Source organism: Cupriavidus basilensis, assembly GCF_000876015.1.
GTDB classification, from domain to species: domain Bacteria; phylum Pseudomonadota; class Gammaproteobacteria; order Burkholderiales; family Burkholderiaceae; genus Cupriavidus; species Cupriavidus basilensis_B.
Genome location: NZ_BBQM01000016.1, coordinates 131,768 through 151,673 on the forward strand (window position 1 = coordinate 131,768; position 19,906 = coordinate 151,673).

Here is a 19,906-nt window from a genome sequence, read left to right on the forward strand (position 1 = left end):
GCTCCAGTGAAGTCCGGTGAAGGAGTGACTTGGGTGAGGCAAGTCTAGGGTTGCAAGTTAAGTCTGTCCAAGACAGAATATGGCTCACTTGAGTCCCGTAAGGTCTTATAGGTCTTATAGGTCTTATAGGTCTTATAGGTCTTATAGGTCTTATAGGTCTTATAGGTCTTATAGGTCTTATAGGTCTTATAGGTCTTATAGGTCTTATAGGTCTGACAGGTCTTATAGGTCTGACAGGTCTGACAGGTCTTATAGGTCTGATTGGGACCGATGACCGGATCCGAAGAGAGCCCGACATGCTAGACATCCGCCAGCTTCACTATTTCGTTGCCGTCGCCGAGGACGAGCACGTCGGCCGGGCCGCCGAGCGGCTGCACATTTCGCAGTCGCCGCTAAGCCGGCAGATCGCCCAGCTCGAGGAAAAGCTCGGTCTGACGCTGTTCGAGCGCTCCCAGCAGCGCATCCGCCTGACCACCGACGGACGCACGTTCCTGGCCGAGACGCGCGCCTTCCTGACCCATGCCAACCGCCTCGAATCGCTCGCGCGCCGGCTCGGCAAGGGCGACGAAGGCGGCCTGTGCATCGGCTACCTGGAATACGCGATGCACTCCGGCGTGCTGCCCAATGCCCTGCGCGACCTGCGCGGCAAACGCCCGGCGGTGCATATCGCGCTGTACAACCAGCAGTCCGAGGCGCAGCTCGAAGGCCTGCGGCAGCGCAGCCTCGACATCGCCCTGGTCTGCGAGCCGCCGCCGGCCGACGACCCCGACCTCGACGCCGCCCAGGTGCTCAACGACCCCATGCTGCTGGCGCTGCCCGAAGGCCATCCGCTGGCCGCCACGGAACGCCTCACGCCCGAAGACCTCGCCGCGCAGAAGTGGATCGGCGTGATGCACAAGGAAAGCGCGCTGCGGCACGACACCTTCGTCGCCGCCTGCGCGCGCGCCGGCTTCACGCCCGACATCACGATGGAAGCCACCGAACCGCTGGCCGCCCTCGGCCTGGTCGCCGCCGGACTCGGCATGACCATGATCCAGCAAAGCCTGCGCCACCAGGCGCCCGCCGGCGTGGTGCTGCGCGAACTGTCGTGGTTCAGCTACCGCACGCCGCTGTGGGCCGCGTGGCACAAGATCAACCTGCGGCCGCTGGTGGAGAGTTTCCGGAGGACGTTGCTGGGGAGTGGCGGGGTGAGCGAGGCGGTGATGGCCGTGAGGGAAGGGCGGCAGACTGCTGCGGTTTGAGGCATGGAACGAGCCCTGTCGACTTGAGATAAACTATTCCCGCCTCAGGGAATGATTTCTTGTTGCGGGAAATAAAGGAGCACCTCATGCTGACCGCTGGCAAGTCCGTGTCCGCCGCGCATGTCGCGTTCATGGCCGACGTAACCGACACCGATATCAACCGGCTGGTTGATACCGATGTACTGCCGCGAGCCTTGTTTCTTCGGGATCATGGCCGACGCTTCGCGCCGCTGACCGCCGCCTTTGCCTCCTTCTATTTTCAAACGCAGGATGAACTTACTCGTTCGGCTCGCCGGCAAGTGATCTGGGACCTGACCGCGCGCCTGGAACGCCGCCCCGATTTCGATGCGTTTCTGGCCCTGAATACAACGGTGCTCCACGCTGACTTCGACTGGTCGATACATCACGACTTCCTGACGGTGACACTGGACCGATGCGTTGAAACGGCACTGAACCGGGCCAGCCGGGTCCAGGAAGCGGAAAAGAGCATCGTCGAAGATCCCGAGATTCTGAGCGGTACGCCATGTTTTGCCGGTACGCGATTGCCGGTGGCCCATATCGTGGCAGCGACCGAAGCCGGCGCAACCATTGCGGAACTGCAGGAAGCCTATCCGTTCCTGAACGAGCGCTTGATCGACGACGCGCGTGTCTATGTCCAGGCCCATCCCCGGCCGGGACGCCCGCGCCGCATTGCGGACATCGATGCTGGTGCGGCTCTCGTGTCGCACAAAGTTGTCCGCCGCGGACAGAACCGGCGTGGCCTTTAAATTCCTCATAGACGAGTGCCTTTGGCCAGGACTCGCGCAAATCGCTCGCGAATCGGGGTATCCGGAATCGACGTGCGTGAGGGATCGGGGCTGGTCGGGCGCGAAAGATCATCAGTTGATCCGCCATGCGGTGGCTGCGGACTTCACGCTCGTCACCCACAATGCGGTGGACTTTCGCGGCCCGGCCGGAGGGCCACGGACAGGCCTTCACGCCAGGGAACCCATCCATGCGGGCCTGGTTTGCCTGGTGTCTCCGTTCCCGATGACCACGGATCGCCAGCGCGAGCTGTTCAGATATGCGATTCAGGAACTTGAAACCATGCCTGATCTCATCAACCATGCGTTGGAGGTCATCGAAGACGAGAGCGGGGACGTCGCGATTGCGGTGTATCGGATTCCGGATGGGGATATCTAGGTCCATCTTGGTTTGGTCTCTTCATGATTTTACATAAGGCTAATTATGCGAAAATCAGATGCCAGAACCACCATGACCAACCCCAGCTTCCAGGCACTCAAGAAAGCCGCACCCACCCAAAATCCACCATCCCCCAACACCGAACCCGCCCACGCAAGCCGGCAGCAAAGCGACGGCCGCGCCCCCACGCTAAAGCTACAGCGTAAAACCCCCATCAATAGTCAGGCTTGCCCCGGTAACGTAACCCGCCTCATCCCCCGCAAGATAAGCAACAAGACCGGCAATTTCCCCGGGCTTCGCCACTCGTTTCAGCGGGTTCATTCCCGCCAGCATGTCGAGCGCGCCCGCGGTCATGTCCGTTTCCGTGGGGCCGGGCTGGATGTTGTTGACGGTGATGCCTCGCGGCGCCAGATCGAGCGCGACGCCCTTGACCATGCCGGCGAGCGCGGTTTTCGTTAGCTGATACACGCTGGCGCCGGGTGTGCGGGTGTGGAGCGCGACATTGCTGCCGATCGTGATCACGCGCGCGCCGGGCTTCAGACGCGGCACTGTGGCCTGGATCGACAGATACACGCCGCGGACGTTGACGTTCAGCATCAGGTCGAGATCCTCGAGGCTGACCGCGTCGATGGTGCCCATGCGGAAGACGCCCGCGTTGACGACCGTCACGTCGATGTCGCCGAATCGCTCCACCGCCTGCGCGACGGCGTTGCGGATTGCGGCCGGGTCGGCGCTGTCGGCCTGTATCGCGAGTGCCTGGCCGCCCTGCTCCGCGATGCGATCGACGAGGGTTTTCGCCTTGTCGGCGCTCGACACATAGGTGAATGCGACAGCGAAGCCATCCGTGGCGAGACGGTCGACGATTGCCGCGCCGATGCCGCGCGAGCCGCCGAATACGAGTGCTGCCTTGCGTGCCTGTGCACTTGCCTGGTTCATTTTTCCTTCCTTTATGGATCAATCAGTCAATAACAGACCAAAAAAAAGCGCCTGCCTCGCTGGCGAGGCGCGCGCCAGATTCTCAAACCGCCTTGAGGCGGCCAACAGCGAATTCCGCGAGCGTGCGCAGTGCTTCCCGGCCGGCGCCGGCGCGGGCGGCAACCTGCAAGCCGGCCATCGTCGTCTGGATGAAGGCGGCGGCCTGCGCGGGATCGGCAGCGGGATCGATCTCGCCGATCTCCTGCGCTTCCCGGATCCGCTCCACGATGCGTGCCCCGAGTGTCACGGCGACGCGATGCGCCATGTCGAGGACCTCGGCATCCGTGGTGCCGAACTCGCCCACCGCGCACACCCCGAGGCAGCCCAGCGCCCGTTGCCCGTCGTCGTCGGCAATGAGCCCGCGAAGTAGTTCACGCATGCCGTCCAGCGGCGACGCGGCTGCGTTCAGCCGCTTCAGATGCCCCGCCAGCACGTTCTGCTGATAGGTCTGCAGGACTTCCAGGTACAACTGCCGCTTGTCGCCGAAGGCGTTGTACATGCTCTGCCGGCCGATGCCCATCGCCTTGAGCAGATCGTCGGTCGACGTCGCGGCGAAGCCTTTGGCCCAGAACAGCCTGGTTGCCGTGGCCAGCGCGGCGTCGCGATCGAATTCCCGTGGTCTCACCATGACGGCAACGATAGTGATTATGGATCGATGTGTCAATAACAAATGAAAAGACGCCCATCGACCGCTTGTCATGCCGGGTCCGCGATGCCGGCCTAGTACAACCCTCGGTTCCGTACCGGCGCCAAAGGCTCGTATCATGGGCAACACACCAAAGAGGCCGATCGGCCCGCCTAGTGCCCTAGCCCCCAGCCATGCCCGAATCTCCGATCAAGACATCGAAACGCGTCTTCGAAATCTTCGAGGCGTTTGAAAACGTGCAGCGCCCTATGGCGCTGAAGGACTTCACCCAGCGCTTCGGCTATCCGCCGTCGAGCGCGTCCGCGGTGCTCAAGAGCCTCGTGGCGCTCGGCTACCTGGACTACGACCGGTTCTCGCGCACCTACATGCCCACCATGCGCATCACCTCGCTGGGCAACTGGATTCAGCAGGCCATCTTCGGCCAGAACGAAGAAGTGCTGCGGCTGATGCAGCAGTTGTCGGAGGCGTTCGGCGAGTGCATCACGCTCAGCGCGCAGAGCGACCTGTATGTCCAGTACGTCTACCTGATTCCCTCGCGCCTGCCGATCTGGTACTCGGTCCCGATCGGCACGATCCGGCCCCTGGCCCGCTCCGGCAGCGGCTGGATCATGCTGGGCGCGCGCACCGATGCGGAGATCGAGGAGCTGGTGCGCCGCATCAACTTCCACGAGCCCGATCCGGCCCGGAAGGTGAAGCTCGCCGAGCTGATGGCGCATGTCGAGCAGGGCCGCCGCGATGGCTACCTGTTCAACAAGCACACGCTCGAGCCGGGCGCCGGCGGCATCTGCATGGTGCTGCCCGAGCGGCGCTTCGGCCGGCTGTTCGCGCTGGCCGTCTCCGGCCCGGTCGAGCGCCTGGAGACCATCCAGGAGCGTGTCATACACGCAATGCGCGAGGGCATCGCGGCGCTGGACACGGCCGCGCCGCGGCCGGCCGGCGGCGTGGAAGTCCCCGCCGGCACCGCTCGTTCCGAGACCGCTCCCTGCTGACCGCTTCCCCTCCTTTCATATATGTGTAAATGCAGGCGGGAGGCGCCTTTCCCGCCTGTCCGCCCAGGGCGCGGTGCTAGACTTTTTGCCACGTAACCGGGCGCCGCGATGGCGCCCCGCTACGCACAAGAAAAGGAGACAAGTCATGCGCATCGAGCAATTGCACGAAGAGTTTGGGGCGGAGATCAGCGGCATCAACCTGATCGACGCGGTATCGAATGCCGATGCCTTCGCGGCGGTACGCGCCGCGTTCGAAGAGCATTCGCTGCTGGTCTGGCGCGACCAGCCGATCAGCGACGACATCCAGGCCACCTTCTCGCGTGGCTTCGGCCCGCTCGAGCTGGTCAAGGTCGGCTCCGTCGGGCATGGCACGTTCTACTCGCGGATGAACAACATCGGCCCCGACGGGCAGGTCGTGCCGCTGCGGGACATGGCGATGATCGTGGCGCGCGCCAACCAGCTATGGCATACCGACAGCTCGTTCAAGCGCCTGCCGGCGCTGGCTTCGGTGCTGTCGGCCCGCGTCATTCCCGAACAGGGCGGCGAGACCGAGTTCACCTCCACGCGCGCCGCCTGGGAGCGCCTGGACGCCGCGGAGCAGTCCCGGCTGCGCGATGCGGTCGCCATCCACAGCTACGCCACCTCGCGCAACAAGATCGATCCCGGCATGATGACGCCGGAGGAGCACGCTGCCCTGCCCCCGGTGCGCCGCCGCCTGACCTGGCGCAATCCGGTCAACGGCCGCCGCGCCCTGTACCTCGCCTCGCACGCGGGCGCCATCGAAGGCATGGCGCCGCAGGAGGGCGCGGCGCTGCTGGAGAGCCTCGTCGCGCGCGCCACCGAACCCGGCCATACCTATGTGCACGCCTGGCGCCCGGGCGACGTGATCATGTGGGACAACCGCGCCACGATGCACCGCGGCCGCCCCTGGGGCGGAACGCTGCCGCGCTCGATCGTGCGCACCACCATCTCCGCCTCCCTCGCGGACGGGCTGGAAGACGTCCTGCCGGAATTGTGGGCCCAGCGCGCCGCGGCCTGACCCCCGTTCGCGGCAAAGTCCGACAGCAGATACAACAGGCACGCTCGACAGAAGCGGCCAAGAAGGAGACAACATGAAATCCAAATTCGCCCTCGCCAGTTGCCTGGTCGGCGCTGTGCTCGGCGCCGGCGCCGCGCAGGCGGCCGGGCCGTATCCGGACAAGCCGGTCCGCATCGTGGTGCCCTACCCGGCCGGCGGCTCCACCGACATCCTCACGCGGCTGCTCGCCAAGGGCCTGACCAAGCGCTGGGGCCAGGCCGTCGTGGTCGACAACCGCGGCGGGGCATCGGGCATCATCGGCACCGAGGTCGCGGCCCGCGCCGATCCGGACGGCTACACGCTGCTGATGAACGGCAACGGCCCGCATACGATCAACGTCAGCCTGTTCGAAAAACTGCCCTACGACCCGGTCAGGGATTTCGTGCCCATCGTGCGCGGCATGACGATCCCGCTGCTGATGGTGGCGCCGGCCAACGCGCCCTACAACGACGTGAAGTCGTTCATCGCCTGGGCCAAGGCGAACAAGAGCACCGCCAACTATTGCTCCATCGGCCCGGGGTCGCCTTCGCACCTGGCCGGGGAGCTCTTCAAGTCGATGGCCGCCCTGCCCCAGCTCACGCACGTGCCTTACAAGGGCAGCGGCCCGGCCATCGTCGACACCATCGCCGGCACCTGCCACATATTGTTCGACGCGGCGCTGTCGTCCGGGCCGCAGGTGAAGAACCGCAAGCTCAAGCTGCTGGCGATCGGCACCGAGCAGCGCGACTCGTCCTGGCCCGACACGCCGACCGTGGCCGAAAGCGGCCTGCCCGGCTTCAGCGCCTACACCTGGAGCGCGCTGTTCGCGCCCGCCGGCACGCCGCCGGCGATCGTGAAGAAGATCCAGCAGGATGCCGACGCCGTGCTGCGCAGCCCCGAGCTCAAGGCCGCGCTCGTCGAGCAGGGCGCGCAGGCCGGCGGCGGCTCGTCGGAGGAGCTGGCCAGGTTCGTCGATACCGAGATCGCCAAGTGGGGCAAGGTCATCAAGGACGGGCACATCACCATGAACTGACCCGCCGCGCCGGCGCGGCGCAGGCCGGCGCGCAACCTCCCCCGCAAATCGTTCCCGCTGGGGAACATCGCAACAACAGGAACACTCGACGATGGAAAAAATCGCAATCATTGGCGCCGGCCTGATCGGCTGCGCCTGGGCATCGGTGTTCGCCCGCGCCGGCCACACGGTGACGCTGTACGACGTCGACAAGGACGCGGTGGCCACCGCGCGCGGCACCATCCTGGCCGCGCTGGCCGGGCAGCACGAGCTCGGCCTGATCGGCGAGGCGCCCGAATCCGTGATCGAGCGGGTGCGCGTCACGCAGTCGCTCGAGGAAGCCATGCGCGGCGCGGACTTCGTGCAGGAAAACGTGCGGGAAACCGTTGCCGCGAAGCGCGAAGTCTATGCGCTGCTCGACAAGCTCGCGGGGCCCGACACGCTGATCGCCAGCTCGACCTCGGGCATTCCGGCGTCGAGCTTCACCGAGGACCTGGCCGGCCGGCGGCGCTACTTCGTCGGCCATCCGATCAATCCGCCGTCCGTGGTGCCGCTGGTCGAACTGGTGCCGGCGCCGTGGACCGACCCGGACGTGATCGAGCGCGCAAGCGCGATCTACGCGCGCGCAGGCCAGGTGCCGATCATCGTGAAGCGCGAGATCCAGGGCTTCATCGTCAACCGCCTTCAAGGCGCCCTGCTCGCCGAAGCGTTCCGGCTGGTGGAAGACGGCTATGTGAGCGGCGCCGACATCGACAAGGCGGTCAAGGACGGACTCGGCCTGCGCTGGTCGTTCATGGGGCCGATGGAGACCATCGACCTCAACGCGCCGGGCGGCCTGCGCGACTATTGCGGGCGCTATGGCCCGCTCTACCTCGACATCGCAAAGCAGGCCACGCCGCGGCAATGGGACGATGCGCTGATCGGCAAGCTCGAACAGGAGCGCCTTACCGAACTGCCCGCCGACCAGCGCGCGGCGCGCCAGGCCTGGCGCGACCTGCGCCTCATGCAACTGGTCGCGCACAAGCGCGGCGCGCCCAGCGAATAGACCGCCGCCGGGGCGCCAAGGCGAGCCCGCCGGACGGAGCACGGCCTGTATGGACCAGCCGGGCGAGGCATCCGCCAGGCTCGCGCCGGACAGCATGCCCCGGTGGCCGGAGCCCCTGCTCCCGCAGGCGCCCCTGCGCCGAGGTCCCTCAGAACCCCAGGCGCGCCTGCACGTACACCATGCGCGGCGCGCCGACCATGCGGCCGGCGTTGCCGTCGACGTTGCGCGTATAGAAGCGCTTGTCGAACAGGTTGTTCAGGCCGATGCTGATTTCGCTGTTCTTGTGCTGCGGCACCTTGAACATGGCCTGGATGTTCCACAGGCGGAAGCCCGGGATGCGGCCCACGCTGCCGTCGGCGGACTCGGCCACGGTGTTGGCGAGGTCGGAGTACTGCGAACTCTGGTGCGTGGTGGACAGGTTGAAGGTCCAGTTGCGCAGTGCGTAGCGCGCGCCGAGCGTGTCGGTATTGCGCGAGTAGAACGGCACGTCGAGCCCCGAGGTCGCGCCCGATTTCTGGATCGCCCTGGTGTAGGTGTAGTTCGCGTAGACGTTCAGGCCGGACAGCGGGCCCTTGCGGTCGAAGGTGTAGTCGAGCGCCAGTTCCACGCCGTCGTGGTGCGTCGCGCCGATGTTCTGGAAGGTGGCCGGCACGATGCCGGGCACCTGCAGGATCTGGTTGTCGAACTTCATCTTGAAGGCGGTCAGCTCGGCCTTGATCTTGCTGTCCTGCCAGCGCGTGCCGACCTCGAAGGCGCGCGCCACTTCCGGCTGCAGCGGATTGCTGGCGGTCTGCGAGTTGAGCTGCAGGTTCTGCACCGGCCCGAACGAAGTGCTGTAGTCGGTGAAGATCGTCCACGCATGGTTGACCAGGTAGGACAGGTTCACCGACGGCAGCGGCTTGTTGTTCACCGTGTCGAACTGCTGCGCGGTGCCGCGCTGCTGGCGGGTCGATTCGATGTGCTCGAAGCGCAGGCCCGGCGTGAGGCGCCAGTTGCCGAACGCGATGCGGTCGTCGATGTACGCCGCGTGCGCGTCGGTGGCATTGTCGAAGGTGGTGGTCGGGCCGCTGATGCCGGTGGACAGGCTCTGGTTGAAGCTGTTGTCGTCGCCGCGCTCGCGGATGTAGCGATAGCCGACCGTCACGTCATGCGTGGTCGGGCCCAGGCCGATGCGCTGGGTGTAGCGCGGCTCCACGCCGAAGGTCTGGTAGTTGCGCGGCTGGTGCGACAGCTGCGCGCCGCTGATCAGCGTGCTCTGGCGATAGCTGTCGTTGTAGTAGGCGCGGATCTCGAATTCCTGCGCGTCCGACAAGGTGTTGATGTAGCCGATGTCGAACGCCGTGCGGTTGCCGCTCCAGTAGTCGGTCGGGCGCGTGTTCTGGAACGGGTTGGCGTTGTATTGCGCCACCGTCAGGCCGCCCGGCGTGCGCGACTTCACGTCGTAGTACGAGAATTTGCCGTACACCTCCGAGGTGCCGTTGATCGCGTAGCGGTACTTCAGCGCGAGGTCGTTGACGTTGTCGTCGCTGCCCGCGCGCCACTCCCGCCCCGTCATGCCGGAATACAGCAGCGCCAGGCCCAGGCCGCTGTCGAGCTGCGTGCCGACGAAGGCGCTGTATTGCGTGTTCAGGCCCCCGCCCTGCGTGTAGATGTTCTGGCGCACCGAGGCATCGCCGCTCAGGCCCGGCGTGGTCGGGATCGGCCGCGTCGTGAAGTTGATCACGCCGCCCACGTTCTGCGGGCCGTAGCGCACCGCGCCGCCGCTGCGCACCACGTCGATCGACTCGATGTTCTCCAGGCTGACCGGCACGAACGAGAGCTGCGGCTGGCCGTAGGGCGCCACCGCCATCGGGATGCCGTCGAGCAGCACCGTCGAGCGCGGCGTGTAGCGGCCGGTCAGGCCGCGCACGCCGATGTTCAGCGAGATGGCGCTGCCCGCCGTGCCGGAATTGTCGGTCGCCTGGACGCCGGGAATGCGCCGCATGACGTCGCTGATGCTCGTCGCGCCCGATTCCTGGATGGACTCGGCCTCCACCACCGTGCGCGCGCCCGGGAAGGTCCGCACGCTGTTCTCCAGGCCGGTGCCGAGCCAGTTGCCCGTGACCTGCACCGTGTCGAGCGTCACCTCGGCCTTGCCGCCCTCGCCCGGCGCCGGTGTGCCGGCTTCCTGTGCCCGCAGCGCGTCGGGCGCCCCCAGCAGCGCAAGCGCCGCCGCCGCCGTCAGGCAACGCGCGAACCGCCGCGAGGCCGCCTGCGCCACACTGTTCTCAACCATCATCACTACGCTCCCTTTCTTTCTCTGATCCCGCCTGAAGAGGCGCTAAAGAAGGAGCACATTCTAAATGATAATTAGTTTCATTCAGTCATAGAAATTTATTCGGCGACAAAAAACAATCAATTTGCGGGTCGTTTCGTGCGCCTTGCCCTGGTTTTGGGTGCCGGTGGATTCACCTGCAAGAGCCACCAGCTATTGTTTTCTCTCATTTAATTTTTATAATTCATCGACCGAACGGTCGGCTTATCAATATACTCAGTCACCAGTCCCCCAGGAAGCTTCCCCATGTACACCCAGTCCCTTGATCTCCCGGGCGGCCAGCAGCCGGCCGCCGCGGACAACACCGAGGTTTCTCCCGAGCAGGCCCGCTTCGACGCGGTGATGCGCGCCGACGGCAAGATCGAGCCGCGGGACTGGATGCCCGAGGCCTACCGCAAGACGCTGGTCCGCCAGATCTCGCAGCACGCGCATTCCGAGATCATCGGCATGCAGCCCGAGGGCAACTGGATCAGCCGCGCACCCAGCCTCAAGCGCAAGGCCATCCTGCTGGCCAAGGTGCAGGACGAAGGCGGCCACGGCCTCTACCTGTACAGCGCGGCGGAGACGATGGGCGTGTCGCGCGACCAGCTGGTGGACGCGCTGCATGCCGGCAAGGCCAAGTATTCGAGCATCTTCAACTACCCCACCCCCACCTGGGCGGACGTGGGCGTGATCGGCTGGCTGGTCGACGGCGCCGCGATCATGAACCAGATCCCGCTGTGCCGCTGCACCTATGGCCCGTATGCGCGCGCCATGATCCGCATCTGCAAGGAAGAGTCGTTCCACCAGCGCCAGGGCTTCGACGCCCTGCTGGCGATGATGAAGGGCACGCAGGCGCAGCGCGACATGGTGCAGCAGGCGGTGGACCGCTGGTGGTGGCCGGTGCTGATGATGTTCGGGCCGAGCGACAAGGACTCGATCCACAGCGGGCAGTCGTTCCAGTGGGGCATCAAGCGCATCTCCAACGACGACCTGCGCCAGAAGTTCGTCGATGCCATCGTCGAGCAGGCCAGGGTCCTCGGCGTGACGCTGCCCGACCCTGACCTGAAATGGAACGCGCAGCGCAAGGCATACGACTACGGCGCCATCGACTGGGAAGAATTCTGGCGCGTCGTCAACGGCGACGGGCCGTGCAACAAGGAGCGCCTCGCCACCCGCGTGAAGGCGCACGAGGACGGCGCCTGGGTGCGCGAGGCCGCGCTGGCCTACGCCGCAAAGCAGGCGGCGCGCGCGCGCAGGCAAGCCGCTTGAGCCGCCAGCGCCAGCAACCGCCCGCAACCGCCCGCAACCGCACAGGAGACAGCAATGAGCAAGGAATGGCCGATCTGGGAAGTCTTCATCCGCAGCAAGCAGGGCCTGGACCACAAGCACTGCGGCAGCCTGCACGCGGCCGACGCCGCCACCGCGCTGCGCATGGCGCGCGACGTCTACACGCGGCGCCAGGAAGGCGTGAGCATCTGGGTGGTGCCGTCGGCGGCCATTACGGCGTCCGACCCGGCCGACAAGGAATCGCTGTTCGAGCCCGCCGGCGACAAGATCTACCGCCACCCGACCTTCTTCGTGCTGCCCGCCGAAGTCGACCACATGTAAGGCGGGCCACGACCACCATGCCCACGACGAACACCATGACCACCATGCCCACGGCTGCCGCCGCGCATCTGTCCTACGTGCTGCGCCTCGCGGACAACGCCCTGATCCTCGGCCAGCGCAACGGCGAATGGTGCGGCCAGGGCCCGGCGCTGGAGGAAGACATCGCGCTGGCCAACATCAGCCTGGACCTGATCGGCCAGGCCCGCCTGCTGTATTCCCACGCGGCGGCGCTCGAGGAGGCCGCCGGCGGCGCGCGCAAGACCGAGGACAGCTACGCCTACTTCCGCGGCGAGCGCGAGTTCGCCAACTACACGCTGGCCGAGCTGCCGCACGCCGGGCCGCTGGCCGGCACGGCGCGCGCCGCGCGCGACTACGCCGTGACCATCACGCGCAATTTCCTCTACGCGGCGCTGATGTGCCACCTGTGGTCCGCGCTGCGCGCCTCCGCCGACGCGCAGCTGGCGGCGATCGCCGCGAAGTCGCTCAAGGAGGCCCGCTATCACCTGCAGCACGCCGGCGAATGGCTGGTCCGCTTCGGCGACGGCACCGCGGAATCGCACCGGCGCGCGCAGGCCGCGGTCGACTACCTGATGCCGTACACCGCGGAGTTCTTCTCGGCCGACGCCGTGGAGACGGCGGTGGCCGCGGCCGGCATCGGCCCGCTCAACGCGGACCTCCAGGCCGCGTGGCAGCAGGACGTGGCGGCGACGCTGGCCGAGGCCACGCTCGCGGCGCCGGCCCCGGTCCGGCACGTCACCGCCGGCAAGCACGGCGAGCACTCCGAGCACATGGGCTTCCTGCTGGCCGAGATGCAGTCGCTGGCGCGCCAGCACCCGGGCGCTACCTGGTAGGCCGCCATGAACGCCATCACCACCGCCGTCACCGCCCGGCCGGACGCCACGCTGGAACAAGCCTGGGCCGTGCTGGAAACGGTGCCCGACCCCGAGATCCCCGTGGTCTCGCTGCGCGAGCTGGGCATCCTGCGCGCGGTGCGCCGCGGCGCCGACGGCGCGGTAGAAGTCGTCATCACGCCCACGTACTCGGGCTGCCCGGCCATGTCGCAGATCGCCGAGGACATCGAGCGGGCGCTCGCCGCGGCGGGCATCGTGCCGCACCGCGTCGCCACCGTGCTGGCGCCGGCCTGGACCACCGACTGGATCACCGCCGAGGCGCGCGAGAAGCTGCGCCGCTACGGCATCGCGCCGCCGCTGGGCCACTGCGCCGGCCAGCCCGCGCCCGCCGAGGCCGCCATCCACTTCGTGCCGCGCGCCGGTGCCGCCGGTGCCACACCGGCCTGCCCGCAATGCGGCTCCGTCCACACCGAGCGCCTGGCCCAGTTCGGCTCGACCGCGTGCAAGGCCTTGTACCGCTGCCTCGATTGCCGCGAGCCGTTCGACTACTTCAAACCGTACTGACCTGGACCGACATCATGGCGACTCCGCAATTCCATCCGCTGCGTATCCGCGAGGTAAGGCCCGAAACCGCCGATGCCGTCACCGTCTCGTTCGAGGTCCCCGACGCGCTGCGCGAGGCGTACCGCTTCACGCAAGGCCAGTTCGTCACGCTCAAGACGCACCTCGACGGCGAGGAAACGCGCCGCTCGTACTCGATCTGCGTCGGCGTCACCGACTACGACCGCGACGGCGAGCTGCGCATCGGCATCAAGCGCGTGCGCGGCGGGCGCTTCTCGAACTTCGCCTTCGACACGCTGCGCCCGGGCCACGAGATCGACGTGATGACCCCCGACGGCCGCTTCTTCACGCACCTGAACGCCGACCTGTCGCGCTCCTACCTCGCCTTCTCCGGCGGCTCCGGCATCACGCCCGTGCTGGCCATCATCAAGACCACGCTGGAGATGGAGCCAACCAGCCGCTTCACGCTGGTGTACGGCAACCGCAGCGTCGACGCCATCATGTTCGCGGAGGAGCTCGAAGACCTCAAGAACCGCTTCATGAGCCGGTTCTCGCTGTATCACGTATTGTCCGACGACCTGCAGGAAGTCGACCTGTTCAACGGCGTGCTGGACCAGGACAAGTGCGCGGCGTTCCTGCGCACGCTCGTGCCGGCCGCCGAGATCGACGAAGCCTTCATCTGCGGCCCGGCGCCGATGATGGATGCCGCCGAAGCCGCCCTCGCGGCCGCCGGCGTGGCGCCCGGGAAGGTGCACGTGGAGCGCTTCGGCACGCCGCTGCCGCAGGCGGGCGTGGCGCAGGTGGCAATCCCCGACGACATGCCGGCCGCCGACCTCGAGCTCGTCATCGACGGCAAGACGCGCCGGCTGCGGCTGCCCTACGAGGGCATCAGCGTGCTCGACGTCGGCCTCAAGGCCGGCCTCGCCCTGCCCTACGCCTGCAAGGGCGGCGTGTGCTGTACCTGCCGGGCCAGGGTGCTCGAAGGCGAGGTGAGGATGGAGAAGAACTACACGCTCGAGCAGCGCGAGATCGACGATGGTTTCGTGCTGACCTGCCAGTGCCACCCGGTGTCGAGCCGGGTCGTCGTGAGCTACGACGAACGGTAGCCAGCCGGATCCCCGCGGCGCCTTGACGCCGCCGCACCGACGCTACAGGATGCACGGGTACCCCCGCCCGGTGGCTGGCCATCCTGGAAAGGCGGAACCATGAACGATGCATCCCTGACCCTCGGCGTCGACCATATCGGCTTGAGCGTGCCGGACCTGGCGCGCACGCGCGACTTCTTCATCCGGTGCCTGGGCTGGCAGCAGGTCGGCGAGAAGCCGGACTACCCGGCCGCGTTCGTCTCGGACGGCAAGCTGCTGGTGACGCTGTGGCAGGTCGCCGACACCGCGGCCTTCACGCGCTTCGACCGCAAGGCGAACGTGGGCCTGCACCACCTCGCGCTGCGCGTGGCCACCGAAGCGCAGCTCGACGAAGTCTTCGCGCGCGCCTCGGCGTGGCCCGGCGTGACCGTCGAGTTCGCGCCCGAGCTGCTGGGCGCGGGGCCGAAGCGGCACGCCATGATCTGCGAGCCCGGCGGCATCCGCATCGAATTCGACTTCGATCCGCGGCTCGCGGCCGGCTGACGCACAGGCTGACCGGGCTCTGCGACAAGGCAGGCGCGGCACGCAGCGCCGCGAGGCCCGGGAGCAACGCATGCCGCACGTTTCGTGCCCGTTTCGCACCCGTTTCGCACCCACCTCGCGCCGGGCGCGCGCACGATCGTGAACTTGCCGCCAGCACCTATACTCGTCATCTGGAACCGGCAGCCGCCGGTTCGCCTGCGCTGGAGCTCGACGGCTTGAGACCCCGGATACACCACTTCCGCCCGCATGGCGCGGCCCCGCCACGCGGGCTTCCCGGCATGCCCGCGCCGCGGCCCGGCGGCCGCCCGACATGAACACGTCCGCCAATTCGAATGTGCACGTGGTTTTGAGCAGCGAAGGATACTGGACCGTCGCCGTGGAAGGCGTCGGTCGCGTCACCACGTGCGTCTCGCGCGAGGCGGCGATCGAGGCCGGCACCGCGGTGGCGCAGGAGAACCGCGTGGTGCTCTACGTCCACCAGCGCGACGGCCAGTTCGACTGGTGGAAGGACTACGGCGACGGCGGCGCGTCGTCGCTGAACTGAACGGGCCGGCCCGCGCTAGCCCGCCGGCCGCCAGCCCAGTCCGAGCGACTTCTGCAGCGAGACGAAATCCCCGACCAGGCTGGCGTCGCCCGCGATGCGGTCCTGCTGGGCCAGCACGCGGGTGCGCTCGGCGTCGAGCCATTCGAGCATGGTGGCGGTGCCGGCGCGGTAGCGCTGGCGCGTGAGGTCGGCGGCGCGCTCGGCCGAGGCTTCCCGGCGGCGCAGCACGATCACGTTCTCGCGCTGGTGGCCGTAGCGCGCGAGCGCCACGTCGGCATCGCGCAGCGCCTTGAGCACCGTGCTTTCGTAGTTGGCCAGCGCCTCGTCGCGCCCGGCCTCGGCGCCCGCCACGCCGGCGGCCACGCGGCCAAAGTCGAGGATGTTCCACTGCAGGCGCGGCAGCGTCAACCAGGTGGCGTTGTCCTTGCGCGCGAGGTGGCCGGGGTCGGCGGCGCTGAAGCCGAGCGAGCCGAGCAGCGAGAGCTTGGGAAACCAGTCCGCCTCGTGCGCGCCGATCTGGGCGTGCTGCGAGGCCAGCCGGCGCTCGGCGGCGCGGATGTCGGGCCGCGCCTTGAGCAGCGCGGCGGGGTCGCCCACCGCCACGGTCGCGGGGATCGCCGGCATGGCGCGCGCGTCCCGCAACTGCGCGTCGAGCGCGCCGGGCTCGCGCCCGCTGAGCATGGCGAGCTCGTCGAGCAGCTCGGTGATCCTGGCCTGCACCGGCGCCATGTCGGAGCGCGTGCCGTCGAGCTGCGTGCTCACACGCTCCACTTCCAGTTGCGAGGCCACGCCCCGGCCGCGCCGCTGCTCGGTCAGGTCGAGCATGTCGGCCTCCAGCTTCTCCGAGTCGCGCAGGTGGTCCAGCCGCGATTGCTGCTCGCGCAGGTTGACGTAGGCCTGCGCCACCTCGGCGGCAAGCTGGACGTGCGCGTCGGCCAGCTCGGCCTGGCTGGCGTCGGCTTCGGCCGAGGCCGCCTCGATGGCGCGGCGCGTGCCGCCGAACACGTCGATTTCCCAGCTCGCGTCGAAGCTGGCCAGATAGAGCGAGAGCGGGCCGCGCCCGCCGCCGCTGCCGTCGCCGGTGAGCGCGCTCAGGTCCGGCGAGCGCGTGCGCAGCATGGCCGCGTCGACGCCCACCTTGGGCAGCTCGCCGGCCTGCTTGCCGCGCAGCCCGGCCCGGGCCTGCCGCACGCGCGCCCGCGCGGCGCGGATGTCGGGACTGTTGGCGAGCGACTGCTCGATCAGCGCGTCCAGCTGGGCGTCGCCGAGCGCGCGCCACCAGTCGGCGGCCAGCGGCGCCTGCGTGTCCACGCCGGCGGGCGCGTGCGGGAACGCGCCGCGCGTGGCGGTGCCGGCCACCTCGGGCGCGCCGCGGTAGTCGGGGCCGACGGTGCAGCCTGCCAGGCCGAGCGCGACGGCCAGCGCCGCCATCGTGGGTTGAAAGCGAAACTTCATGGATCAGTGACCGGAAGAGACAGGGGCGCCCTGCCTGGGCGTCTTGAGCAGCAGCGCCAGCGGGATGCACAGCAGCAGCGCCACCCCGAGCGCGTAGAACGTTTCGGAATAGGTCATCACGGCGGCCTCGCGCGCGATGGTGGCCGCCATCTGGCCGGCCGCCTGCAGCTTGGCGTGCGCCATGTCGCCGTGCTGGGCGAAGAAGCTCGCCGCGCTCGAGGCCAGGTGCTCCTGCCCGACCGGGCTGTTGGCGCTGACCGATTCGCGGATCACGGCGTCGTGATAGGCGCTGCGGCGGTCGATCAGCGTGCCCAGCAGGGCCAGCCCGATCGAGCCGCCCAGGTTGCGCGCCATGTTGTAGAGCCCGGCCGCGTCGCCCGCCTCGTGCGTGGCCACGGCCGCCATCGAGGCCTGGTTGAGCGGCATCATCGCCAGGATCTGGCCGAAGCCGCGCAGGATCTGCGAGCCGGCGAAATCGTGGCCCACGCTCTGCGCGGTCAGCGAGATGTCCAGGAAGCAACTGGCCACGAAGCACAGCAGCCCGGTGATGACCAGCACGCGGATGTCGAAGCGGCCGAGCATGCGCGGCAGCACCGGCATCATCAGGAAGGCAGGCAGGCCGGACAGCAGCATGATGCCGCCGGCCTGCTCGGCGTTGTAGCCGGCGATGCTCGCCAGGAACTGCGGCAGCAGGTAGGACACGCCGTACAGCCCCGCGCCCACCGTGGACACGATCAGGATCACGCTGGCGTAGTTCTTGTTGAGCAGCAGCCGCAGCCGCACGATCGGCGTCTTCGCGGTGAACTGCGCCACCAGCATCATCAGGATGCCGCTGGCCGAGATCAGCGACAGCCACACGATCATCGACGACTCGAACCAGCGCTCGCGCTGCCCTTCCTCCAGCACCACGGTCAGCGAGCTCAGGCCGATGGTCAGCCCGACGATGCCGAGCCAGTCGGCGTCGACGAACTGCCTGAAGTCGGCGCGGTCCGTCTTGAGGCCGAAGTACAGCAGCGCCACCAGCACCGTGGCGACCGGCAGGTTGACGAAGAAACACCAGCGCCAGTCCACGTTCTCCGCCAGCCAGCCGCCGATCACCGGCCCCAGCAGCGGCCCCAGCAGCACGATCAGGCCGAACGCCGACATGCCGATCGGCAGCTGGTGGCGCGGCAGCCGCGTGCGCACGATGGTCTGCGCGGTGGGAATCATGGCGCCGCCGGCCAGGCCCTGGCCGATGCGGCCGATCACCATCACGCCCAGCGTATGCGACAGCCCGCACATCATCGAGAACGCGGTAAACAGCAGCGCGTTCCACATCAGGAAGCGGCGCAGCCCGAATACGCGCGTCAGCCACGCGGTGAGCGGGATGATGACGATCTCGGACATCAGGTAGCCCGTGGAAATCCACGTGCCCTCGGTGCCGGCCGCGCCGATCTGCCCCTGGATCTGCGGCAGCGCCGAGTTGGTGATGGAGATGTCGAGCGTGGCCAGCAGCGCGCCCAGCGAGCCGGCCGCCACGGCGATCCAGTCCGCCACCGAGGCGTTGGCCACCGTGGCCCGCGCGGCAGGTGCGCTGCCCGCGGCGGCGCCGGCCGGCGCCGCGGCCTCAGCCATGAGCGGCCCCGGCGGCGGGCGCGCGGGCGCTGCGCACCTCGTGCCCGCGGGTATCCACGTCCACCGTCACCGACAGCCCCGGCACCAGCGCCGGGCGCGCGCTGGCGGGGATGTCCATGTGGATGCGCACCGGCACGCGCTGCACGATCTTGGTGAAGTTGCCGGTGGCGTTCTGCGGCGGCAGCAGCGCGAACTGCGCGCCGGTGCCGGGCGCCAGGCTTTCCACGCTGCCGTGCAGGTCGCCGTCCGGCAGCGCGTCCACGTGGATGACGACCGGCTGGCCCGGACGCATGCGGCCCACCTGGGTTTCCTTGAAGTTGGCCGTCAGGTACAGGTCCTGCACCGGCACCACCGTCAGCAGGCGGGTGCCCGGCTGGGCGAACTGCCCCACGCGCACCGCGCGGTCGGCCACGCGGCCGGCCAGCGTGCTGCGCACCACGGTGTCCTGCAGGTCGAGCGCGGCGCGGCGCGCGGCGGCCTGCGCCACCGACAACTGCGCGCGCGCCTGCTCGATCTGCGCCTGCAAGGTGCCGGTGCGGACCTGCGCCGCGCGCAGCGCCGCCTCGTTGGCGGCCAGCGTGGTGGCGGCGCGGGTCTGCGAGTTGCGCAGCTCGGCGGTGCGCTCCTCGGTCTCGGCGCCGGTCCTGACCAGCGGCGCGTAGCGGTCCACCTGCGAGGCCGCGTAGCGCACGTTGGCCTGCGCGCCGGTCACTTCGGCGGCGGCCTGCGCGATATTGGCCTTCTGCTGCACCAGGTCGGCCTCGGCGCGCGCCACGTCGGCCGCGCGCGCGGCGACCGTGGCCTGCGCCTCGTCGGCGGCGGCCTGGTACTGGCGCGCATCGAGCCGCGCGAGCGGCTGGCCGGCCTCGACCACCTGGTTGTCGCGCACCAGCACCTCGGCCACGTAGCCGCCCACCTTGGGCGCCACGGTGACGCTGTCGGCCTGGAGATAGGCGTCGTCGGTCGATTCGATGAAGCGGCCGACCAGCCACCAGCGCACGCCCCAGGCGAGCGCGCCGAGCACCAGCACGGCAAGCAGGCCGAGCAGGATCGCGCGGCGGCGGCTGGCGGGCCGGGTCCGGGGAGAAGTCGCGGCGTCGCCGCGCGGCGGCGGGTTGCCGAGCGAGTCGGCGGTGGGGGCGTTGGCAGGCATAGGTGCTCACAGGTTCCGTCGGCGCAATTATTCCATTTGGAAAAAATGT

20 protein-coding genes are annotated in these 19,906 nt (G+C 68.3%); 14 read left to right on the forward strand and 6 right to left on the reverse strand.

Translation table 11 applies throughout. The features are described from left to right. The first annotated feature begins 296 nt into the window (after nt 1–296). The 3 genes from KF708C_RS16900 (at nt 297) to KF708C_RS16910 (ending at nt 2,423) form a co-directional block, all read left to right on the forward strand. The gene (locus tag KF708C_RS16900) at nt 297–1,241 is read left to right on the forward strand and encodes a LysR substrate-binding domain-containing protein (RefSeq protein ID WP_059412702.1); all 945 of its coding nucleotides are present in this window, start codon (nt 297–299) and stop codon (nt 1,239–1,241) included. An 86-nt stretch (nt 1,242–1,327) separates the two neighbouring features. Next, nucleotides 1,328–2,008, forward strand: coding sequence for a DUF433 domain-containing protein (locus KF708C_RS16905; RefSeq protein ID WP_059412703.1), 681 nt, complete (start codon nt 1,328–1,330; stop codon nt 2,006–2,008). Beyond that, the gene (locus KF708C_RS16910) at nt 1,998–2,423 is read left to right on the forward strand and encodes a DUF5615 family PIN-like protein (protein WP_059412704.1); all 426 of its coding nucleotides are present in this window, start codon (nt 1,998–2,000) and stop codon (nt 2,421–2,423) included. The genes KF708C_RS16905 and KF708C_RS16910 overlap by 11 nt, the downstream gene beginning before the upstream one ends. A gap of 195 nt (nt 2,424–2,618) precedes the next feature. Here KF708C_RS16910 and KF708C_RS16915 read toward each other — a convergent pair whose 3' ends face one another. Beyond that, the gene (locus tag KF708C_RS16915; RefSeq protein WP_059412705.1) at nt 2,619–3,359 is read right to left on the reverse strand and encodes an SDR family oxidoreductase; all 741 of its coding nucleotides are present in this window, start codon (nt 3,357–3,359) and stop codon (nt 2,619–2,621) included. A gap of 82 nt (nt 3,360–3,441) precedes the next feature. Continuing rightward, nucleotides 3,442–4,098, reverse strand: a complete 657-nt coding sequence (locus KF708C_RS16920; RefSeq protein ID WP_231586520.1) for a TetR/AcrR family transcriptional regulator — start codon at nt 4,096–4,098, stop codon at nt 3,442–3,444. Between the two features lie 119 nt (nt 4,099–4,217). On the opposite strand from KF708C_RS16920, the gene KF708C_RS16925 reads away from it, so the two are divergent. From KF708C_RS16925 to KF708C_RS16940, 4 genes are all read left to right on the forward strand, one after another. Next, nucleotides 4,218–5,033, forward strand: coding sequence for an IclR family transcriptional regulator (locus KF708C_RS16925; RefSeq protein WP_020206924.1), 816 nt, complete (start codon nt 4,218–4,220; stop codon nt 5,031–5,033). Nucleotides 5,034–5,178: 145 nt separating this feature from the next. Next, a complete protein-coding gene (locus tag KF708C_RS16930; protein WP_059412707.1) occupies nt 5,179–6,072 on the forward strand; it encodes a TauD/TfdA dioxygenase family protein in 894 nt (297 codons plus the stop codon). Between the two features lie 73 nt (nt 6,073–6,145). Further along, nucleotides 6,146–7,123: a tripartite tricarboxylate transporter substrate binding protein gene (locus tag KF708C_RS16935; RefSeq protein ID WP_020206922.1), complete on the forward strand. Its 978-nt coding sequence runs from the start codon at nt 6,146–6,148 to the stop codon at nt 7,121–7,123. A gap of 91 nt (nt 7,124–7,214) precedes the next feature. Further along, nucleotides 7,215–8,147, forward strand: coding sequence for a 3-hydroxyacyl-CoA dehydrogenase (locus KF708C_RS16940; protein ID WP_059412708.1), 933 nt, complete (start codon nt 7,215–7,217; stop codon nt 8,145–8,147). Between the two features lie 148 nt (nt 8,148–8,295). Here the strand turns inward: KF708C_RS16940 and KF708C_RS16945 are convergent, their stop codons facing one another. Then, the gene (locus tag KF708C_RS16945; RefSeq protein WP_082079615.1) at nt 8,296–10,425 is read right to left on the reverse strand and encodes a TonB-dependent receptor family protein; all 2,130 of its coding nucleotides are present in this window, start codon (nt 10,423–10,425) and stop codon (nt 8,296–8,298) included. Nucleotides 10,426–10,707: 282 nt separating this feature from the next. Here KF708C_RS16945 and paaA point away from each other — a divergent pair, with 282 nt between their 5' ends. The 7 genes from paaA to KF708C_RS16980 all read left to right on the forward strand — a co-directional run bounded on the left by paaA (nt 10,708) and on the right by KF708C_RS16980 (nt 15,635). Then, on the forward strand, nt 10,708–11,712 hold the full coding sequence (paaA, locus tag KF708C_RS16950) for a 1,2-phenylacetyl-CoA epoxidase subunit PaaA (RefSeq protein ID WP_059412709.1): 1,005 nt from the start codon (nt 10,708–10,710) through the stop codon (nt 11,710–11,712). A gap of 54 nt (nt 11,713–11,766) precedes the next feature. Next, nucleotides 11,767–12,051 carry a 1,2-phenylacetyl-CoA epoxidase subunit PaaB gene (paaB, locus tag KF708C_RS16955; RefSeq protein ID WP_020205959.1) on the forward strand — a complete coding sequence of 95 codons (285 nt, stop codon included), beginning with the start codon at nt 11,767–11,769 and terminating at the stop codon, nt 12,049–12,051. A gap of 35 nt (nt 12,052–12,086) precedes the next feature. After that, nucleotides 12,087–12,902 carry a 1,2-phenylacetyl-CoA epoxidase subunit PaaC gene (paaC, locus tag KF708C_RS16960; RefSeq protein WP_059412840.1) on the forward strand — a complete coding sequence of 272 codons (816 nt, stop codon included), beginning with the start codon at nt 12,087–12,089 and terminating at the stop codon, nt 12,900–12,902. Between the two features lie 6 nt (nt 12,903–12,908). Next, the gene (paaD, locus tag KF708C_RS16965) at nt 12,909–13,466 is read left to right on the forward strand and encodes a 1,2-phenylacetyl-CoA epoxidase subunit PaaD (RefSeq protein WP_059412710.1); all 558 of its coding nucleotides are present in this window, start codon (nt 12,909–12,911) and stop codon (nt 13,464–13,466) included. Between the two features lie 14 nt (nt 13,467–13,480). Continuing rightward, the gene (paaE, locus tag KF708C_RS16970) at nt 13,481–14,569 is read left to right on the forward strand and encodes a 1,2-phenylacetyl-CoA epoxidase subunit PaaE (RefSeq protein ID WP_059412711.1); all 1,089 of its coding nucleotides are present in this window, start codon (nt 13,481–13,483) and stop codon (nt 14,567–14,569) included. Nucleotides 14,570–14,668: 99 nt separating this feature from the next. Beyond that, nucleotides 14,669–15,091 (forward strand): VOC family protein, encoded by a 423-nt coding sequence (locus KF708C_RS16975; RefSeq protein ID WP_020205963.1) that lies wholly within the window; start codon nt 14,669–14,671, stop codon nt 15,089–15,091. 310 nt (nt 15,092–15,401) lie between these two features. Then, on the forward strand, nt 15,402–15,635 hold the full coding sequence (locus KF708C_RS16980) for a DUF2188 domain-containing protein (RefSeq protein ID WP_020205964.1): 234 nt from the start codon (nt 15,402–15,404) through the stop codon (nt 15,633–15,635). A gap of 15 nt (nt 15,636–15,650) precedes the next feature. Here the strand turns inward: KF708C_RS16980 and KF708C_RS16985 are convergent, their stop codons facing one another. Genes KF708C_RS16985 through KF708C_RS16995 form a run of 3 tightly spaced genes read right to left on the reverse strand, consistent with a single transcriptional unit; the run spans nt 15,651 to nt 19,857 of the window. Then, entirely contained in the window at nt 15,651–17,090 is a 1,440-nt protein-coding gene (locus KF708C_RS16985; protein WP_059412712.1) for an efflux transporter outer membrane subunit, read from the reverse strand. A 3-nt stretch (nt 17,091–17,093) separates the two neighbouring features. Beyond that, nucleotides 17,094–18,704 carry a DHA2 family efflux MFS transporter permease subunit gene (locus tag KF708C_RS16990; RefSeq protein ID WP_020205966.1) on the reverse strand — a complete coding sequence of 537 codons (1,611 nt, stop codon included), beginning with the start codon at nt 18,702–18,704 and terminating at the stop codon, nt 17,094–17,096. Continuing rightward, nucleotides 18,697–19,857: an HlyD family secretion protein gene (locus tag KF708C_RS16995; RefSeq protein WP_059412713.1), complete on the reverse strand. Its 1,161-nt coding sequence runs from the start codon at nt 19,855–19,857 to the stop codon at nt 18,697–18,699. The genes KF708C_RS16990 and KF708C_RS16995 overlap by 8 nt, the downstream gene beginning before the upstream one ends. Between the last annotated feature and the right edge of the window lie 49 nt (nt 19,858–19,906).

What these genes read in the sequence shown, in the direction of transcription:
- KF708C_RS16990 (WP_020205966.1), bottom strand. Translation starts at nt 18,704, where the DNA reads ATGGCTGAGGCCGCGGCGCCGGCCGGCGCCGCCGCGGGCAGCGCACCT.
- KF708C_RS16915 (WP_059412705.1), bottom strand. Translation starts at nt 3,359, where the DNA reads ATGAACCAGGCAAGTGCACAGGCACGCAAGGCAGCACTCGTATTCGGC.
- KF708C_RS16975 (WP_020205963.1), top strand. Translation starts at nt 14,669, where the DNA reads ATGAACGATGCATCCCTGACCCTCGGCGTCGACCATATCGGCTTGAGC.
- KF708C_RS16905 (WP_059412703.1), top strand. Translation starts at nt 1,328, where the DNA reads ATGCTGACCGCTGGCAAGTCCGTGTCCGCCGCGCATGTCGCGTTCATG.
- KF708C_RS16945 (WP_082079615.1), bottom strand. Translation starts at nt 10,425, where the DNA reads ATGATGGTTGAGAACAGTGTGGCGCAGGCGGCCTCGCGGCGGTTCGCG.
- KF708C_RS16930 (WP_059412707.1), top strand. Translation starts at nt 5,179, where the DNA reads ATGCGCATCGAGCAATTGCACGAAGAGTTTGGGGCGGAGATCAGCGGC.
- paaE (WP_059412711.1), top strand. Translation starts at nt 13,481, where the DNA reads ATGGCGACTCCGCAATTCCATCCGCTGCGTATCCGCGAGGTAAGGCCC.
- paaA (WP_059412709.1), top strand. Translation starts at nt 10,708, where the DNA reads ATGTACACCCAGTCCCTTGATCTCCCGGGCGGCCAGCAGCCGGCCGCC.
- KF708C_RS16985 (WP_059412712.1), bottom strand. Translation starts at nt 17,090, where the DNA reads ATGAAGTTTCGCTTTCAACCCACGATGGCGGCGCTGGCCGTCGCGCTC.
- KF708C_RS16980 (WP_020205964.1), top strand. Translation starts at nt 15,402, where the DNA reads ATGAACACGTCCGCCAATTCGAATGTGCACGTGGTTTTGAGCAGCGAA.
- KF708C_RS16920 (WP_231586520.1), bottom strand. Translation starts at nt 4,098, where the DNA reads ATGACAAGCGGTCGATGGGCGTCTTTTCATTTGTTATTGACACATCGA.
- KF708C_RS16935 (WP_020206922.1), top strand. Translation starts at nt 6,146, where the DNA reads ATGAAATCCAAATTCGCCCTCGCCAGTTGCCTGGTCGGCGCTGTGCTC.
- KF708C_RS16925 (WP_020206924.1), top strand. Translation starts at nt 4,218, where the DNA reads ATGCCCGAATCTCCGATCAAGACATCGAAACGCGTCTTCGAAATCTTC.
- paaD (WP_059412710.1), top strand. Translation starts at nt 12,909, where the DNA reads ATGAACGCCATCACCACCGCCGTCACCGCCCGGCCGGACGCCACGCTG.
- KF708C_RS16995 (WP_059412713.1), bottom strand. Translation starts at nt 19,857, where the DNA reads ATGCCTGCCAACGCCCCCACCGCCGACTCGCTCGGCAACCCGCCGCCG.
- paaB (WP_020205959.1), top strand. Translation starts at nt 11,767, where the DNA reads ATGAGCAAGGAATGGCCGATCTGGGAAGTCTTCATCCGCAGCAAGCAG.
- KF708C_RS16940 (WP_059412708.1), top strand. Translation starts at nt 7,215, where the DNA reads ATGGAAAAAATCGCAATCATTGGCGCCGGCCTGATCGGCTGCGCCTGG.
- KF708C_RS16900 (WP_059412702.1), top strand. Translation starts at nt 297, where the DNA reads ATGCTAGACATCCGCCAGCTTCACTATTTCGTTGCCGTCGCCGAGGAC.
- paaC (WP_059412840.1), top strand. Translation starts at nt 12,087, where the DNA reads ATGACCACCATGCCCACGGCTGCCGCCGCGCATCTGTCCTACGTGCTG.